Origin of the sequence: Algoriphagus oliviformis (assembly GCF_017254915.1) — a bacterium.
Taxonomy (GTDB): domain Bacteria; phylum Bacteroidota; class Bacteroidia; order Cytophagales; family Cyclobacteriaceae; genus Algoriphagus; species Algoriphagus oliviformis.
In genome coordinates, this window is record NZ_JAFKCT010000005.1 from 111,636 (window position 1) to 127,144 (window position 15,509).

Here is a 15,509-nt window from a genome sequence, read left to right on the forward strand (position 1 = left end):
AATGTTGAGCGAAGAACTCAAGGAGAAATATCAGTTGGTAGTAGGGCTGGAAGTACATGCCCAGCTGCTGACTGAGAGTAAGATGTTTGCCGCGGATGCCAATCAGTACGGGCAGTCGCCCAATACGCTGATCTCCGCGATCACGCTGGGACATCCCGGCACCCTGCCCAAAGTGAACAAAAAGGCGGTGGAGTATGCCGTGCGAATGGGCCTGGCCTGTGACTCCGAGATCACGAGGTACAATATTTTCTCCCGAAAAAACTACTTCTACCCCGACCTGCCCAAGGGATATCAGATCACCCAGGACAAGGGGCCGATCTGCGTCGGCGGTACGGTGCCGGTCAAGCTCTCCGACGGTAGCGAGCGGGTCATCCGACTCAACCGCGTCCACATGGAAGAGGATGCCGGCAAATCCATCCATCTAGCTGGTGAGCCGGATACGCTGGTCGATTTCAACCGGGCCGGGACTCCGCTGGTGGAGATCGTGACCGAGCCGGATATCCGCAGCTCGGAGGAGGCCTATGTCTTCCTGAGCGAGATCAAAAAGCTCGTCAAATACCTCGACATCTGCGACGGCAACATGGAGGAGGGCTCCCTGCGCTGCGATGCCAACGTCTCCGTAATGCTGAAGGGCGCCAAGGAATATGGCAAAAAGGTGGAAGTGAAAAACATGAACTCCTTCCGAAACGTGGCCAAAGCCATAGACCACGAGCACGAGCGGATCATAGGTTTGCTTGAAGCTGGACAGGAAATCATCTCTGAGACCAGGACATTCGATGCGGACAGCTGCACGACAGCCAGCATGCGCACCAAAGAGGACCTAAACGACTACCGCTACTTTCCCGAGCCGGATCTCAGCCCAGTGGTCATCTCCGAGGAGTGGCTTCAGTCAGTGAAAGCTTCCATGCCGGCTTTGCCGCGTGAGCTTTTCGCCAAGTTTGTGGAGAAATACGGTCTGCCGGAGTACGATGCGGCGTTCCTCACAGAATCAAAGGAGATCGCGCTGTGGTTTGACGCGCTTTGCTCCAAAACCCAAAACTACAAGGCCGCGTCCAACTGGATGATGGGGCCCGTGAAATCACACCTGAATGAGTCTGGCCTGGATATCGCAGAGTATCCCGTGAAGCCGGAAGCTTTGGCGGACTTGATCGCCTTGGTGGATGGGGGCAAAGTGGCCTTTTCCACCGCTTCCAAAAGCATCTATCCCGAGCTGGCCAATGCCAAGGGGGAAAGTGCGCTGGAAATTGCCCAGCGGCTCAACCTCATCCAGGAGAGCGACGAGGACTCCCTGAAGCCTATCGTCCAGAGCGTCTTGGATGAAAACGCCAAGAAAGTGGCGGAGTACCGCTCTGGCAAAAAAGGCCTGATGGGCATGTTTATGGGAGAGGTGATGAAAAAATCCAAGGGTAAGGCAGACCCGAAGGTCGCTACCCGAATATTGACAGAATTGCTTGAAAACTAAACTTATGAAATACGCAATGGTGGGAGTTTGGCTAGTTGCTGTGATGGCGTTGTTCTCCTGTGGGGGAAATGAGTCCGGTGCCGACGGAATGGTAAAAGTGACCGGAAAGATCGAAAATGCCCCAGAGGGCGTGGTGGTTTTGTCCCAGTTTACCGACAATCGGCCCAAGGTGCTCGATACCCTGGAGCTGGGCAAAGACGGGGAATTCAGCTACGAGCTGACCGTGGACGCGCCGACTTTCTATGAACTGAACATACACGGGCAAAAGATGGTCCGCCTGGCCCTCTTCAAGGAAGACGTGGACGTGAAGTACAATTTTTCCAATCCGGAGAGCCTCGCGATAGAAGGGTCCAAGGATACCAAAGAACTCATGAAGGTGGAAGAGCTGATGCTGGCCTATCAGGGGGAAGTAAACAAGCTCAACGAGGCCTACTACGAGGCCATGAGCAAAAACGACTCGGAGACGATCAAAAATATCCAGGCCCAGGCCATGGAACTGGAGGAGCAGCAGGCCGAGCGCGTGAAGGAGTCGATCACCAGTATGGGCGATTCTTTTGCCTCGATGGCGGCGATTGGATTGCTCAATCCCAAGACCGACTTCCAATTTATCGACGAGCTGGTCTCCAAGCTGAACGAGAACTACCCAGGTACCACTTCTATTCTTCAGTTGAAGCAGCAGCTGGATGAGATGAGGGCACTGTCCGTGGGGCAGCCAGCTCCGGAGATAGAGCTTCCTAACCCCGAAGGAAATTCCGTGAAGCTCTCAGACCTTCGCGGAAAGTATGTCCTGATCGACTTCTGGGCGGCTTGGTGCAAGCCCTGCCGTCAGGAAAACCCCAATGTGGTAAGGCTATACAACCAGTACAAGGACAAAGGCTTTGAGGTCTTTGGCGTTTCCCTGGATCGTACCCGTGAAGACTGGGTGAAGGCAATCGCTGACGATGGCCTGACCTGGACACAGGTGTCTGACCTGAAGTACTTTAATTCCTCCGCTGCTGAGCTGTATCAGATCGATGCGATTCCGGCTACTTACATGATAGATCCCGATGGGAATATCATCGCAAAAGACCTCAGAGGGCCTAGCCTCGAAAACAAACTGGCAGAGCTTTTTGACTGATCTCAAAGAGTGCCATAAAAAAGCCCCCGGCCTGCGAAGGTCGGGGGCTTTTTTATGAGCAGTTGGGATTTAAAACAAAAAGGAAGGAGGAAAAAATTACCAAACAGTCCTTCCTTTAAAAATCGAGTCTCTTAAAAAGGAATAGCAAAAGTTGTTTATCACCCGAGACAAATCTAATGAAAACATTTAAAAGAAAAACAACCCTAAAATTATTCTTTTTTAAAGTAGTATTAATATTCTGATAAAAACAGTGAATATTTCAAGTTTATAGTTTGTCCACGCGGTCTAAACGCGGTTATGGCTTTCTGAAATTTGAATTTTCCAATCCGAAATTTTTTCAAAAAAAAACCACCGACGTATCGGTGGTCTCGTTTTTGGCCCATTTGGCATAATTTTATTTGGCTATTTTGTCGTAACTGGCAATTACCCCCCGTACCATGGCTGAGCTAAAACCCTGGTGCTCCATCTCGTTGAGCCCTACGATGGTGCAGCCTTTTGGGGTGGTTACCTTGTCTATCGCGGCCTCGGGGTGGACGTTTTTTTGGATCATGAGCTCGGCGGCGCCTTTCACGGTCTGGTTGACGATTTTGCTGGCGGTGACCGAGTCAAAGCCGATCTGGATTCCCCCTTGGATCATCGCGCGCATGAAGCGCAGTACGTAGGCGATGCCGCAGGCTCCCAGGACCGTCGCAGCCTCCATCAGATTTTCGTCTATGGAGATGGTAAAGCCGATGGAGTCAAAGAGCTCCTTGACCTGCTCCAGCTGTATGGGATTGGCTTGCTCGTGGCATACGCAGGTGATGGACTCCTGGATATCCGCAGCGATATTCGGCATGGCGCGAAAGGTCACGGTCTGCGCATCCAGCACCCCGTACATTTCCTTCAGCGTGATGCCCGTAGCCAGGGAGATGAGTAGTTGCTTTTTGGGATCGAGCACCGGCTTGATCTCCCTCAGGATGTTGGTGACGTTGTACGGCTTTACTCCCAGCAGTACGAGGTCGGCGTACTGCGCGGCAGAGAGGTTGTCCGAGTGGACATGCACGCCTTTGGCTTCAAACTCCGCGAGGCTTGCGGTATTTCTTTTGGTCAGGGTCAGGTTTTTTGGGTCAAAATCTTCCCTCATCAGCAGCCCGCTTGCGATGGAGGTACCTAGGTTGCCACAACCTATGATGGCGATTTTCAGATTGGAAATCATGGGGATTCGGATTATTAACAGGTTTGAAGGGCTAAATGTAATCAAAAGGCCGTGCCGATTGCCAGAATTGCGAATGTTCTACCGGCGAACGCAGAATTCTCAAAAAAGAAGTGTGTGAATATTTGCAAAAATATTTTTACAATATGTAAAGAATGCTTTACATTTGGGAAAGAAAACATGACAGATGGAAAAGAACTCAATTCTCAACGTGCCGCTGCTGTCTCCGGGATGGAAAAAGCTGGCCTTTGTGTTTTTCCCGCTTCCGGTACTGCTGGTAATCGGGATGGCCTTTGTGAATCCCCAGAGTGACCCAAATGACGCCGCGCAGATGATCTACGGCTTTTGGGCGATAGGATTCGGGATCTTGAACCTCACCCGGGAGAAGGTGGAGGACGAGATGATTCGGAGCTTTAGGCAGCAGGCCTTTCAGACCGGCTTCTTTTGGTTGATCTGGGGGCTTGCTGCCCTGATGCTGATCAACTACCTCCGGTATCAGTCTATCGCATCGGAGATGTTTACCGCCTACCTCGTGCTCTTTTTGCTCAACCTCTACATCTATGGGGCATTCCAGTATCAGAAGTACATGGCATCCAAAGACGAAAACTAAACCAACTATTCTATGCTTACCAAAATCCTGTTACCACACCGTTACCAGAAGCTGGGCTGGGTCTTGCTTCTGCCGTTTGCGCTGCTTCTTTTCGCAAACAACTACTTCGACTTCAATCTCGCCTGGCTGGAGTTTGACGTTCGCAAAGGGAACCTTTTCGAAGAATCGAGGGAGAATTTCACCAACGAACTGGCCATGATCGGCGTGTTTGTGTCGCTGTTTCTGATTGCTTTCTCCAGAGAAAGGCAGGAGGATGAATACATCCAAAAGCTGCGTTTGGATTCCCTGCTGCTGGCCTGCTATGCCCATACCTTCATCCTGGTCGTGGGGACGGTGCTGTTTTACGGCTTCGGCTTTCTGGAATTTATGGGCTACAACATGTTTACCATCCAGCTGCTCTTCATCGCGAGGTTTAGGTGGGTGCTTCATCGGCAAAAGCAGTCCCTGCTGGCCTTTTGATCGAAGTGACATGAAAAACACGATCAAAGTGGAGCGGGCCAAAAAGGACATGACCCAGCAGGATCTGGCCGAAAAGGTGCAGGTATCGAGGCAGACGATCAACTCGATCGAGGCGGGAAAGTACGTGCCCTCTACGGTGCTAGCCCTCAAGATTGCCCGGACGTTTGGCGTGGCGCTGGAGGATATATTCGAGCTGGAGGCAGTAGACTGGGCGTAGCCAGCCACGCTTCGCAAAAATATCAATCGGATGGGCTCTCCATTCTTGTGGAAACAGGGTGGTCAGACGGCATTGGTCTTGAAAAGAATGCTGCCCAATGCCACGGAGGAGGAAATCAAAGCTTCACTCGATGAGGTCGGTGAGGTCTGGAATGTCATCGAAAATACCTCTGTCATACATGATTGGGGTTGGCCGACTTTTTCCAAGGAAATCCGCCAAGCCGGCAGCAATCAAAAAGTTAGGGTGGAAGTGAGGACGATAGAAATCATCTAAGGGGATTTTTTGGGCTTGATTTCCATATTTTAAAGCCCATAAGAGCGTTAAACTTTTACCTTTGCGCTTTTATAATCCCTTTTTGATGCCCAAGCTGATTCGAATCACCACAGTTCCCCTTTCTCTCAAACTTCTGCTCGCCGGGCAGATGAAATATATGAAGGAGCAGGGCTGGGAGGTCATCATGGTCAGTGCGGAGGGCAGGGAAGTGGATCAGGTGGTCAAAAGCGAGGGTGTCCGCCACGAGGTGGTTCCTTTTACCCGCAAGATCACCCCGCTCACCGACCTGAAATGCATCTGGCAGCTGATGCAGCTCTTCAAGAGGGAAAAGCCGGACATCGTACACACGCATACTCCCAAGGCTGGCCTGCTTGGCATGATTGCCGCCAACCTCGCCGGAGTGAAAACCCGAATCCATACCCTGGCGGGCATCCCCGCGATGGCCGCTGAGGGCAACAGGAAAAGTCTGCTGGAAACAGCCGAGAAGTGGACCTATTCCAACGCCACGGAGATTTGGCCCAATTCGCCAGGTCTGTGGAAGTTTGTGTCGAAAAACGGCCTCTGTCCAGAGTCCAAGCTCCGCATCATCGGCAAAGGCTCCTCCAACGGCGTGGACCTAAGCAAATTTAACCGCGAGTCGCTCAAGGAAAACCACCTGGTGGCGGCGACGATGCGCATCATGCCCGGGGAGGACGAGTATATCATCCTGGCCGTAGGCAGACTGGTCAAGGACAAGGGGATAGAGGAACTGGTTGCTGCTTTTTTGGAGTCCAAGATCGTCAATAGGTCCAAGCTGGTCTTGCTGGGGACTTTTGAGCAGGACTTGAATCCGCTTGCACCAGAGACCATACAAACCATCCAAGACCATCCCAAAATCGTGCAGATCGACTGGACCGACCATGTAGCCCACTACTTGGCATTGGCGGACGTCCTGGTGCATCCCTCGCACCGGGAGGGCTTTCCCAATGTACTGCTGGAGGCCGGGGCCATGCATGTGCCGGTGATCTGCTCGGACATCATCGGCAATACCGACATCATCACCCAGCAGAAGACCGGCTTGATTTTTCCGGTCAAAGACGCCGCGGTGCTGAAGGAAGCGCTGGAGTTTGCCTTTGTGAAGCGGGATCGCATGGCTGTCTATGCGGATAAGCTCCATCAGGAAATCATCGAAAACTACGACCGAAAAGTCATCCAAAAAGAGATTTTCGCCAACTATCGGCGTCTTTTGACGGCTGCAGAGAGTGGAGAATAATCTATATTTGGGCCAGAATAATCAAGCTTACTTTTCCCTATGAAGTACCTCGTGACCGGCACGGCCGGATTTATCGGATTTCATGTTGCACAAAAACTGATCGATCGCGGAGAGGAGGTAGTCGGTCTGGATGTCATCAATGACTACTACGACATCAACCTGAAATATGCCCGTCTGGAGCATATGGGGATAAAAAAAGAATCCATCGAAAGGGGAGAGCTTGCGCAATCCGGGACCTTGCCGGGCTATCGTTTTGTCCAGCTCGACTTGGTGGAAAAAGAGGCGCTGCTGGAGCTTTTTGCTAAGGAAAAGTTTGATGTCGTGATCCATCTCGCCGCCCAGGCGGGCGTGCGATACTCGCTGACCAACCCTGAGGTCTATATCCAGAGCAATATTGTGGCTTTTCTGAATATCCTGGAGTGCTGCCGTTTCCATCCAGTCAAGCACTTGGTGTACGCCTCCTCCAGTTCCGTCTATGGTGCTAACGAGAAGATGCCCTTTTCGACCTCAGACTCGGTGGACCACCCGATCTCGCTCTATGCTGCGTCCAAAAAATCCAACGAGCTCATGGCCCACACCTACAGCCATTTGTTTGGGATTCCGACGACGGGATTAAGGTTCTTTACGGTCTATGGGCCGTGGGGCAGACCGGATATGGCATTGTTTCTGTTTACCGATGCCATCCTGAAGGGGGAGAAAATCAAGGTCTTCAACTACGGTGAGATGAAGCGTGACTTTACCTACATCGATGATATTGTGGAAGGAGTGGTCAAAGTCGCGGACAGGCCCGCGGCGGCAAACCCTGAATTTGATCCGCAAAACCCCGATCCGGGGAGCGGAAAGGCACGCTTCAAGGTGTACAACATCGGCAATTCCGCTCCGGTCTTGCTGATGGATTATATCCGGGCCGTGGAAAAAGGACTGGGCAAAGAAGCGAAAATGGAGTTGCTTCCGTTACAGCCAGGTGATGTGCCTGCTTCCCACGCCGATGTGCAGGATCTCGTAAGGGATACGGGCTACAAGCCCAACACCCACATCGAAGCTGGGGTGAGAGCCTTCACGGATTGGTATTTGGACTACTATAAAAAATAAGAAATGAGCAAAACTATCCTGATCACGGGAGGAGCCGGATTCATCGGCAGCCACGTGGTGCAACTTTTTGTGACGAAGTACCCCGAGTACAAAATCGTCAACCTCGATGCCCTGACCTATGCAGGCAACCTGGAGAACCTCAAATCGGTGGAAGGCGCTTCCAACTATGTCTTCGAAAAAGCAGATATCCAAGACGCGGACTTGCTGGATGAGATTTTTGCGAAGCATCAGGTCACCGACGTGATCCACCTTGCTGCGGAATCCCACGTGGACCGATCGATCACCGATCCCTTGGCTTTTGTAAAAACCAACGTCTTTGGTACCGTAAACCTCCTCAACGCCGCGAAGAAGGCTTGGGCGGGCCAGCTTGACCAGCACCTGTTTTACCATGTGTCTACCGACGAGGTCTATGGCTCGCTGCACGATGGGGGATTCTTTTTGGAAACAACTCCCTACGATCCCCAGTCGCCCTACTCGGCTTCGAAGGCCGCCTCGGACCACTTTGTCCGTGCCTACGCCAATACCTACAAGATGCGCACGGTGGTGTCCAACTGCTCCAACAACTACGGGCCAAACCACTTTCCCGAGAAGCTGATCCCGCTCTGCATCAACAACATCAAAAACATGCGTCCCCTGCCAGTCTACGGCAAGGGCGAAAACGTGCGTGATTGGCTCTTCGTCAAAGACCACGCACGGGCGATCGATACGGTTTTCCATAAGGGAGTCGCTGGAGAGACCTACAATATCGGCGGCTTCAACGAGTGGAAAAACATCGACATTGTCCGCTTGCTTTGCAAGAAAATGGACGAGAAGCTGGGACGCGAAGCCGGTACCTCCGAGAAGCTGATCACCTTTGTGACCGACCGTGCCGGACACGACCTGCGCTACGCCATCGACGCCACCAAGATCCAAAAAGAGCTGGGCTGGGAGCCAAGTCTCCAGTTTGACGAGGGAATCGAGATCACGATCGACTGGTATCTGGCCAACGAGGAATGGCTGGAGCGCGTGACCTCTGGTGCCTATCAGGACTACTATTCTAACCTGTACGAAAGCAGGTGAGGGAATATATCGGCTGTCCGATGACCCATACTTTATCCAATGAATAAAGCCCCGACTTATCCTCGGGGCTTTTTGCTTCTGGTTTTTGACATAGATCATCGCTGAAGCGCCTTCTCTAATGTCTTGAGTCTAGCGTCTCGCCTCTAATTTTCCAGCTCATACCATTCGATGTCCTTGAGCGGCATCCTTCGCCCTTTTGGAGCTTCGGGGGCGTAGTGGGCAGCGAGATAATCCAGGATGGCGGGCTCGTTTTCGCCCAAGTCCCAAAGGCCCTGGGTTTGCTGCATCCAGACGATTTTCTCTTTCCATCCCTCGCGGGTAAAGCGGTTTTGAAGGATGATCGCACTGGAATGGCATCCGGTACAGGTCGTACGCACGATCTCAAAGCCTTCGCCTACCACGAGTCCGGTGACCACATCCTTTCCATCCACTACTTCGCCGCTGAAGGGCTCGTTGTTTAATTTCGATTCGATATCGGCGGTCTCAACGGAGTCGGAAGAGCCCTCGTAAAGGGTCAAGAACGCGACCGTTCCCAACAAGACCAGCACAACGAGGACTAACCCAGCGGTGCCAAGAAGGAGTCCCTTGAAGAGCTGCTGGGTGTCTGGATTGGGGAGAGGTCGGTTCGTTTTTGGGTTTCTTTCCATCTTCCTCAGCTTACTTTTACGGCGATTCGGTGACAGGCATTGTTGAGGTAGCCCTTGGGGTTCCAGCCGGGGATGACCATGGGCTGGGAGATGCCCTGGCTGTCGGTGGCTTTTGCCCAGATCTCATAGTAGCCAGGCTGTGAAAAGCTCAGCTCGGTGCTCCATTGCTGCCAGGCAAGGCGGTTTGCCGCTTTTTTCAAAGCACAAGTCTTCCATGTGGCTCCAAAGTCCACCGAGACCTGCACCTCCGTCACCTCAAACTCTCCTGCCCAAGCGTGTCCTCTGACGTTCAGCTTTTTTGATCTGGAAAACATCGCCCCTGTTTTGGGGAAGGTGATGAGGGACTTCACCGGCATGGACTCGATGATGGCCATGTCCTCGTCGGGCACCGTGTCACCGGGAGCGACGGGTTTCTTGGGCACTCGGTAGGAGTCGCCTGTCATTTTCGCGCCGTCGTGCTCCTTGTTTCGCACCACGAGCTTGTTGACCCACTTGCCGGAAGTAGAGGCGGGCCAGCCTCCACAGACCAGCCGAAGCGGGTAGCCATGGGCGAGGGGAATATCCTGTCCATTAAGAGACCAGGCCAGCAGGGTCTCTTCCTGCATGGCTTTGGCGATGGGCACGCCGCGGGAAATGACCGGCTTGGATGCGTCACCGTTCAGGTGCTTGTCCACGCCATAGTAGCCGATGTAAACCGCGTCGGACTTGATGCCTACGTCTTGCAGCACGTCGCGAAGGCGGACTCCCGTCCATTCGGAGCAGAAGACCGCCCCTTCTTCCCATTGGTTACCAGCCGTGGGAGGATAGAATCCCGCGCGGCCGTTTCCCCCGCACTCGAGCACGAGACGGTAGGTGTAGGGCTTGAAGTTCTTTTTGAGATCCGCCAGGCGGTAGGTCTTTTCCTGATTCACGGACTCTCCGCCTATGGTCAGTGTCCAGTTGGCAGCGTCGATGTTCTCTGGGATCAGGCCGTTGTTTCGGATGAAAATGTGTTCAAACGGCGTCACTGCATCGTCCAGCTGGTGCGGGCGCGCTTCGACATTCCAAGGGCGGTCGCTTCTGACGATCATCTCCGGGCTTTTGCCCTTCATCGGGTCGGGCTCTTGGGAAAAAATGACGGGCACATAGCCCTTGGGCATCGTGGCCGCATGGACGATCTCAGCACCCAAAACCGCCGAAAGGGTGGTCAGAATGCTTTTTCGCAGAAAAGTGCGGCGTGGATTTGGGCTTTGCTTGGCCTTGCTGAGCTGGTTTTTGCCAGGTTTTGCCATGGTATAGATTGGGATTGTTGTTGGATTGTATGCATTTCAAAAATAGCCAAAACTTGCAATTTGGGGCTTTTTTTTCCAGCAAAGGCAAACTCGGCATATACCAAAAGAAAATGCCAGCCGGAAATCCGACTGGCATTCAGTAAGCAAGCTTAGGCTTCAGCTCAATAGAGCGTTCTAAATCGGATCGTGCCTGGAATCTCCTTCAGCGCTTCGATGGCTTCGGTTTCGTAGGCCTTGTCGATGTCGGTGATCACGTAGCCGATCTTTTCGTTGGTCTTGAGGTATTGGCCCACGATGTTGATGTTGTAGTTGGCGAGCACCTGGTTGATCTTTGCCAGTACCCCAGGTTCGTTGAGGTGAATGTGGATCAGGCGATGGGCATCTTTGAGGAACGGCAACTGGATATTCGGGAAGTTGACCGAATTGTAGGTGTTGCCGGTGTTGATGTATTCCATGATTTTGCCGGGCACGAAGCGTGCGATGTTTTCCTGTGCTTCCAGCGTACTTCCGCCGATGTGAGGCGTCAGGATCGTATTTGGCAGGCCTTTGAGCTCGGACTCAAAGGGTTCTTTGTTGTTTTTTGGCTCCTCGGGGAAGACGTCCACGGCACATCCCGCCAAGTGGCCGGAGAGGATAGCGTCCTTCAGTGCCGGGATTTCGACCACGTGGCCACGGCTCAGATTTACGAGGATGGCGCCTTTCTTCATCTTGGCTATCTTCTCGCGGTCAAGCAGGCATTTGTTGTCTTTTCGGCCATCCACGTGCAGAGAGATCACGTCGCAAGTCGCGAGCAGTTCGTCCAGGGAGTTAACCTTGGTGGCGTTGCCGAGGGCGAGCTTTTCGATCACGTCGTAGTAGAAGACGTTCATGCCCATGTTTTCTGCCAAAACGGAAAGCTGCGCACCGATATTGCCGTAGCCGATGATGCCGAGCTTTTTTCCGCGAATTTCAAAGGAACCCGTCGCGGACTTGTCCCAGTTGCCCTGGTGCATGCCCACGGTCTTGTCCGCAAAGCGGCGCATCAGGAAGATGATCTCCGCGATGGCCATTTCCACGACAGATCGTGTGTTGGAGAAGGGCGCGTTGAATACCGCGATGCCTTTTTCCTGGCAGGTTTCCAGATCGATCTGGTTGGTACCGATGCAGAAGGCACCCACGGCCAGCAGGCGATTGGCGTTTTCCAGCACCTTTTTGGTCACGTTGGTCTTGGATCGGATGCCTAGGATGGAGACGTTTTTGATCTTTTCGCAAAGTTCCTCTTCGCTCATCGCACCGGAAGCGACCTCGACTTGGTAGCCTTCCTCGGTGAGGAGCTGAACGGCGATGGGATGTACGTTTTCCAGTAGGAGAACCTTGATCCGGCTTTTTGGGTAGGAGAATTTCGTGTTCAACTTATTGATGTAAAGTATTTCGTCAAAACTCGGGGCGATGTGATCCGCTTGGCTGACCACCTTGGGGCGGTGTACGTTTTCCACAAACGCGTAAAACTTGTTGGCCAGCCCAGAAGCCTTGATTTCATAGTCCGTGTAGCCGTCTCCGATGACATAAATATCGCCTTCGAGGTTCACATTTTTGATGGTTTCTGCCTTGCCGTTGTTTTTGGAAAGGGGATTTTCACGGTTGAAGTCGACGATATCGCCCGCTTCGTTGTAGACAAAGTCGTTGGCAAAGACATTTTCCTTCAGAATGCCGTACTCCGACACGATGGGGATGATGAAGTCCTTGAATCCATTGGAGACGATGTACACGTCCTGGGCGTTGTCCCGAAACCATTCCTTGTTGCGCTCAAAGGACTTGGAGACTTTCTGGCGCAGCGCGGTGATTAGATCTGAGATTTGGGCCTTGCTGGCTTGAAGGATGTCAAGCCGCTGCTCTAGACTTTCACGGAACGTGAGCGAGCCGTCCATTCCCTTGTCCGTGATGTCTTTGATCGCCTGCAGTTTATCCGCTCTTTTGGGGTCGTTTGCCAAGCTGATCTCGCCAAGTATGTCGAGCGCTTCTACTTGGGTGAAGGTACTGTCAAAATCAATGATGAATTTTTTGGTCTGGGCCATGGTACAGGGTCAAATAGGTCTAAGTGCAGGTAAAATTAAGGGATTGTTAAAAAAATCGAAGGTTTGTTGCTGGAATTAATCAGAAAGTTTTTCATGTTTGAAAATTCACCAATCATTCGATGGGAAATGCCGCGTTTGCAATCGATTTTCCCGGAAATAGAAAAGGGTTTTTCCCAAACCGTCTTTTGGGTTAATTTTGGATAAAATAGAAAAGCGATGAAAAAATCATTTTTGATAATCACAGCAATGGCCGGGATGCTAGCTTTCTCCTGCCAGCAAAAAAGCGAAGTGGCCGAAACCACCACCTACGAGGTGGTAGGAGAAGTGGAGACCGTGCCCGGAAACTACGGAAATATCGTGCAGGGCGAGGAAATCTCCAGTACCGCGGAGATGGTGTCCCAGGTGGAGTCTTCCGGTGAGTTTTCCGGAAAGATCGCAGGAGAGATCAAGGAAGTCTGTAACAAAAAAGGCTGCTGGTTTTCCATGGACTTGCCAAACGGCGAGACCATGCGGGTGACGTTCAAAGACTACGGATTCTTCCTGCCGACCAATTCCCAGGGCTTTCCCATTGTGATCGAAGGAGTGGCCACACTCACAGAAACTGACGTGGAGACGCTCCGTCACTATGCCGAAGACCAGGGGAAAAGCAAAGAGGAAATAGCCGCGATCACCGAGCCGGAGCGCAAGATCAGCTTTGAGGCTACTGGAGCACGAATCAAAGCCAAAGTCTAATGCCTCTCGCACTGGACAACCTGCGCGTGGGCAGGAGATACCGCCTCGTCAATCAGGGCGAAGTCCGCACGATCGAGATCATGAACCGGCTCTCAGGGGATGATTTCAAAGTCAAGGATCTGGACACCCTAGAGTACTACACGATCCACGAGCTGCTGCAGTGGGGCAAGGGGAAGGACTACGATCTGGAAGAATACAATTAGAAAAAGGAGCCGAAAGGGCTCCTTTTTCTATAATAAGCCAGTCTAGTGCACGGCCCGAAATCCGGGCTCGTAGATGATCCTCAGGAAAGAGCCTAAGCCAGCGTCGGGCTGCGAGACCGGGATGGCCGATACGATGCCGATCATCAGGTTGTGGGCGAGCCCTACCCGCATCTGCGGTCGGAGCGTGGTGGTGGACTTTCCTCCATGGATTTCCTGATTCACCTCTAGCCCGAGAAAATTGCGGGTTCCACTGACCATGTAGTGAAAGTTATAGTTGACTTCGAAGCCGACATCCGCTTTTTCGCCATAGGCCTTTTCGATCTTCGGGCCGGTATAGATCAGCGTGTGATAGTTGCTGCCCCAGCGCTTGGCGGCCACGAGAAAGGGGTTGAAAATATTGCCCTTGAAAGCGTCTTCTTTGCCTAGCTTTTTCAAGTCCACCAGCTCAAACTCGTGGATGTAGCCCAAGGCCAGGGAGGTGTTCAGCCGCTCCGACACGAGAAAGGTGTACTGCGTGGCGACTTTGAGGGATTCGAGGCGGTTGGCTGGCGCGCTGGCCTCGGTACTTCCGTCGCGGAAAGAGTAAAGGCTAAACGGCAGCTCCACCTCCAGACCAAGCCGGTCTAGGGGAGCCCACTCGTATTCGACCAGCGCCTGAAACTCATCGTACTTTCTCATGTCCTGCATTCCGAAGGCCACATTCCATTCCTTTTCTCCCTTGCGAGCCCCCAAGTCACGGATCAGGTCGATGTAGAGTGGCTCGGCGTGAAGCACTTTTGGCCTGAGTGCGATTGTCGGCTGCTCCATCTCATCGATGAAAAGGCTGTCAAGCTGCTGTCTTTGGATGCGAAGTGTGTCGCTGTTTTCCTGCGCGTACGCGCACAGGTGCGCCCAACCCGCCAGGGTCAGGAGTAGTATTTTTTTCATGATGGATTTGTTTGGATGGGTACTGATTTTTTGGAAAAATCAGGCCCAATCCGGTGGCGGGCTCGGGGAGGAGAGATGCCCGCTACTCGTCTGGACAGGGACAGGGAGGGCTGGCCGCGATCCCTCGACCAGAGGCAGCCAAAGGGAAAAGCCTGGAACTTCGACGATGGCCAGCTTGATCTTTTCGCCGGCGTTGTCCTCCTGCTGGGTGCCATTGTCCGGGATAAAATCCTCCGAAACGTCAAAGCCCCACTCGAAAACCAGCTCGGAAATCGTGTCCATCGGATCGGTCAAGTTGACCTTGTCGGAGAGGAGGATGTCGCCTTCGTAAAAATTGGCGGAGAGGTTGATGAAGTTGAGCGTCAGGACAAAAAGCAGGAATCTGCTCCAGCTGCTGGACCTCACTCGGCCGATCAATGTCCTGTTTTTTTGCTCCATTATCCCGTCAGAAACGGCTGGAGAAGGAATTGGGTTGGGAAAAACTTCAAATCCCGTCTCCTAAAACGTAACTTTGGTCACAGAGCGGGAGGCCTTCCTGCGTTAAATTTCAGCAAAAAAAATGTCTAAAAGTTTGGGTCTATCCATCGCCGCTGCCAGATGTCCTCGGTGCCGCGAAGGAAGTTTGTTTTCGGTCAGCCTGCTTAGCTACAGAAAACTGTCGGAGGTAAACAAAAGTTGCGCCGTATGTGGTGCCAACTTTCACCCCGAACCGGACTTTTACTACGGAGCGATGTACATCAGCTACGCCTTTTCTGTGGCCTTGATGATCACTTCCCTTACCGCCATCAATGTGCTCGTGGACGTGCCGCAGCTTTGGATGTACCTCAGCACCGTGGTGGTCCTCAATATCATCCTGCTGCCGGCTATGCTGCGATACTCCAAGGTCCTGTATCTCTACGGACTGAGCAAGCTGAAGTACCGGGGATATTGACGCTTACACCC

Annotated in this window: 18 protein-coding genes; 12 read left to right on the plus strand and 6 right to left on the minus strand. The window is 52.6% G+C overall.

Going from position 1 to position 15,509, the window contains the following annotated elements:
• Position 1: 1 nt before the first annotated feature.
• On the plus strand, positions 2-1,462 hold the full coding sequence (gatB, locus tag J0A68_RS13170; protein ID WP_206578678.1) for an Asp-tRNA(Asn)/Glu-tRNA(Gln) amidotransferase subunit GatB: 1,461 nt from the start codon (positions 2-4) through the stop codon (positions 1,460-1,462).
• A 4-nt stretch (positions 1,463-1,466) separates the two neighbouring features.
• The gene (locus J0A68_RS13175; RefSeq protein WP_206578679.1) at positions 1,467-2,579 is read left to right on the plus strand and encodes a TlpA disulfide reductase family protein; all 1,113 of its coding nucleotides are present in this window, start codon (positions 1,467-1,469) and stop codon (positions 2,577-2,579) included.
• A 394-nt stretch (positions 2,580-2,973) separates the two neighbouring features.
• Here the strand turns inward: J0A68_RS13175 and proC are convergent, their stop codons facing one another.
• On the minus strand, positions 2,974-3,774 hold the full coding sequence (proC, locus tag J0A68_RS13180) for a pyrroline-5-carboxylate reductase (RefSeq protein WP_206578680.1): 801 nt from the start codon (positions 3,772-3,774) through the stop codon (positions 2,974-2,976).
• A 184-nt stretch (positions 3,775-3,958) separates the two neighbouring features.
• Here proC and J0A68_RS13185 point away from each other — a divergent pair, with 184 nt between their 5' ends.
• From J0A68_RS13185 to rfbB, 7 genes are all read left to right on the plus strand, one after another.
• Positions 3,959-4,381: a hypothetical protein gene (locus J0A68_RS13185; RefSeq protein ID WP_206578681.1), complete on the plus strand. Its 423-nt coding sequence runs from the start codon at positions 3,959-3,961 to the stop codon at positions 4,379-4,381.
• A gap of 12 nt (positions 4,382-4,393) precedes the next feature.
• A complete protein-coding gene (locus J0A68_RS13190; RefSeq protein WP_206578682.1) occupies positions 4,394-4,840 on the plus strand; it encodes a hypothetical protein in 447 nt (148 codons plus the stop codon).
• A 10-nt stretch (positions 4,841-4,850) separates the two neighbouring features.
• Entirely contained in the window at positions 4,851-5,057 is a 207-nt protein-coding gene (locus J0A68_RS13195; RefSeq protein WP_206578683.1) for a helix-turn-helix transcriptional regulator, read from the plus strand.
• Positions 5,058-5,135: 78 nt separating this feature from the next.
• Positions 5,136-5,330 (plus strand): hypothetical protein, encoded by a 195-nt coding sequence (locus J0A68_RS13200; RefSeq protein WP_206578684.1) that lies wholly within the window; start codon positions 5,136-5,138, stop codon positions 5,328-5,330.
• A gap of 85 nt (positions 5,331-5,415) precedes the next feature.
• Positions 5,416-6,582 carry a glycosyltransferase family 4 protein gene (locus J0A68_RS13205; protein ID WP_206578685.1) on the plus strand — a complete coding sequence of 389 codons (1,167 nt, stop codon included), beginning with the start codon at positions 5,416-5,418 and terminating at the stop codon, positions 6,580-6,582.
• 39 nt (positions 6,583-6,621) lie between these two features.
• Positions 6,622-7,674 carry an NAD-dependent epimerase gene (locus J0A68_RS13210; RefSeq protein WP_206578686.1) on the plus strand — a complete coding sequence of 351 codons (1,053 nt, stop codon included), beginning with the start codon at positions 6,622-6,624 and terminating at the stop codon, positions 7,672-7,674.
• 3 nt (positions 7,675-7,677) lie between these two features.
• Positions 7,678-8,733, plus strand: a complete 1,056-nt coding sequence (gene rfbB / locus J0A68_RS13215; protein WP_206578687.1) for a dTDP-glucose 4,6-dehydratase — start codon at positions 7,678-7,680, stop codon at positions 8,731-8,733.
• Between the two features lie 143 nt (positions 8,734-8,876).
• Here the strand turns inward: rfbB and J0A68_RS13220 are convergent, their stop codons facing one another.
• From J0A68_RS13220 to serA, 3 genes are all read right to left on the minus strand, one after another.
• Entirely contained in the window at positions 8,877-9,380 is a 504-nt protein-coding gene (locus J0A68_RS13220; RefSeq protein WP_206578688.1) for a hypothetical protein, read from the minus strand.
• A 5-nt stretch (positions 9,381-9,385) separates the two neighbouring features.
• Positions 9,386-10,651 carry a sulfite oxidase gene (locus tag J0A68_RS13225; protein ID WP_206578689.1) on the minus strand — a complete coding sequence of 422 codons (1,266 nt, stop codon included), beginning with the start codon at positions 10,649-10,651 and terminating at the stop codon, positions 9,386-9,388.
• Between the two features lie 161 nt (positions 10,652-10,812).
• Positions 10,813-12,705, minus strand: coding sequence for a phosphoglycerate dehydrogenase (gene serA / locus J0A68_RS13230; protein WP_206578690.1), 1,893 nt, complete (start codon positions 12,703-12,705; stop codon positions 10,813-10,815).
• Positions 12,706-12,921: 216 nt separating this feature from the next.
• On the opposite strand from serA, the gene J0A68_RS13235 reads away from it, so the two are divergent.
• Both J0A68_RS13235 and J0A68_RS13240 read left to right on the plus strand, forming a co-directional pair.
• The gene (locus tag J0A68_RS13235; RefSeq protein ID WP_206578691.1) at positions 12,922-13,437 is read left to right on the plus strand and encodes a DUF4920 domain-containing protein; all 516 of its coding nucleotides are present in this window, start codon (positions 12,922-12,924) and stop codon (positions 13,435-13,437) included.
• Positions 13,437-13,640, plus strand: a complete 204-nt coding sequence (locus J0A68_RS13240; protein ID WP_206578692.1) for a hypothetical protein — start codon at positions 13,437-13,439, stop codon at positions 13,638-13,640. The genes J0A68_RS13235 and J0A68_RS13240 overlap by 1 nt, the downstream gene beginning before the upstream one ends.
• A 42-nt stretch (positions 13,641-13,682) precedes the next feature.
• Here the strand turns inward: J0A68_RS13240 and J0A68_RS13245 are convergent, their stop codons facing one another.
• Positions 13,683-14,567, minus strand: coding sequence for an HAEPLYID family protein (locus J0A68_RS13245; protein ID WP_206578693.1), 885 nt, complete (start codon positions 14,565-14,567; stop codon positions 13,683-13,685).
• A 39-nt stretch (positions 14,568-14,606) separates the two neighbouring features.
• The gene (locus J0A68_RS13250) at positions 14,607-15,005 is read right to left on the minus strand and encodes a hypothetical protein (RefSeq protein ID WP_206578694.1); all 399 of its coding nucleotides are present in this window, start codon (positions 15,003-15,005) and stop codon (positions 14,607-14,609) included.
• Positions 15,006-15,126: 121 nt separating this feature from the next.
• Here J0A68_RS13250 and J0A68_RS13255 point away from each other — a divergent pair, with 121 nt between their 5' ends.
• Positions 15,127-15,498, plus strand: a complete 372-nt coding sequence (locus J0A68_RS13255) for a DUF983 domain-containing protein (RefSeq protein WP_206578695.1) — start codon at positions 15,127-15,129, stop codon at positions 15,496-15,498.
• Positions 15,499-15,509: the final 11 nt, after the last annotated feature.

What these genes read in the sequence shown, in the direction of transcription:
- gatB (WP_206578678.1), top strand. Translation starts at nt 2, where the DNA reads ATGTTGAGCGAAGAACTCAAGGAGAAATATCAGTTGGTAGTAGGGCTG.
- J0A68_RS13175 (WP_206578679.1), top strand. Translation starts at nt 1,467, where the DNA reads ATGAAATACGCAATGGTGGGAGTTTGGCTAGTTGCTGTGATGGCGTTG.
- proC (WP_206578680.1), bottom strand. Translation starts at nt 3,774, where the DNA reads ATGATTTCCAATCTGAAAATCGCCATCATAGGTTGTGGCAACCTAGGT.
- J0A68_RS13185 (WP_206578681.1), top strand. Translation starts at nt 3,959, where the DNA reads ATGGAAAAGAACTCAATTCTCAACGTGCCGCTGCTGTCTCCGGGATGG.
- J0A68_RS13190 (WP_206578682.1), top strand. Translation starts at nt 4,394, where the DNA reads ATGCTTACCAAAATCCTGTTACCACACCGTTACCAGAAGCTGGGCTGG.
- J0A68_RS13195 (WP_206578683.1), top strand. Translation starts at nt 4,851, where the DNA reads ATGAAAAACACGATCAAAGTGGAGCGGGCCAAAAAGGACATGACCCAG.
- J0A68_RS13205 (WP_206578685.1), top strand. Translation starts at nt 5,416, where the DNA reads ATGCCCAAGCTGATTCGAATCACCACAGTTCCCCTTTCTCTCAAACTT.
- J0A68_RS13210 (WP_206578686.1), top strand. Translation starts at nt 6,622, where the DNA reads ATGAAGTACCTCGTGACCGGCACGGCCGGATTTATCGGATTTCATGTT.
- rfbB (WP_206578687.1), top strand. Translation starts at nt 7,678, where the DNA reads ATGAGCAAAACTATCCTGATCACGGGAGGAGCCGGATTCATCGGCAGC.
- J0A68_RS13220 (WP_206578688.1), bottom strand. Translation starts at nt 9,380, where the DNA reads ATGGAAAGAAACCCAAAAACGAACCGACCTCTCCCCAATCCAGACACC.
- J0A68_RS13225 (WP_206578689.1), bottom strand. Translation starts at nt 10,651, where the DNA reads ATGGCAAAACCTGGCAAAAACCAGCTCAGCAAGGCCAAGCAAAGCCCA.
- serA (WP_206578690.1), bottom strand. Translation starts at nt 12,705, where the DNA reads ATGGCCCAGACCAAAAAATTCATCATTGATTTTGACAGTACCTTCACC.
- J0A68_RS13235 (WP_206578691.1), top strand. Translation starts at nt 12,922, where the DNA reads ATGAAAAAATCATTTTTGATAATCACAGCAATGGCCGGGATGCTAGCT.
- J0A68_RS13240 (WP_206578692.1), top strand. Translation starts at nt 13,437, where the DNA reads ATGCCTCTCGCACTGGACAACCTGCGCGTGGGCAGGAGATACCGCCTC.
- J0A68_RS13245 (WP_206578693.1), bottom strand. Translation starts at nt 14,567, where the DNA reads ATGAAAAAAATACTACTCCTGACCCTGGCGGGTTGGGCGCACCTGTGC.
- J0A68_RS13250 (WP_206578694.1), bottom strand. Translation starts at nt 15,005, where the DNA reads ATGGAGCAAAAAAACAGGACATTGATCGGCCGAGTGAGGTCCAGCAGC.
- J0A68_RS13255 (WP_206578695.1), top strand. Translation starts at nt 15,127, where the DNA reads ATGTCTAAAAGTTTGGGTCTATCCATCGCCGCTGCCAGATGTCCTCGG.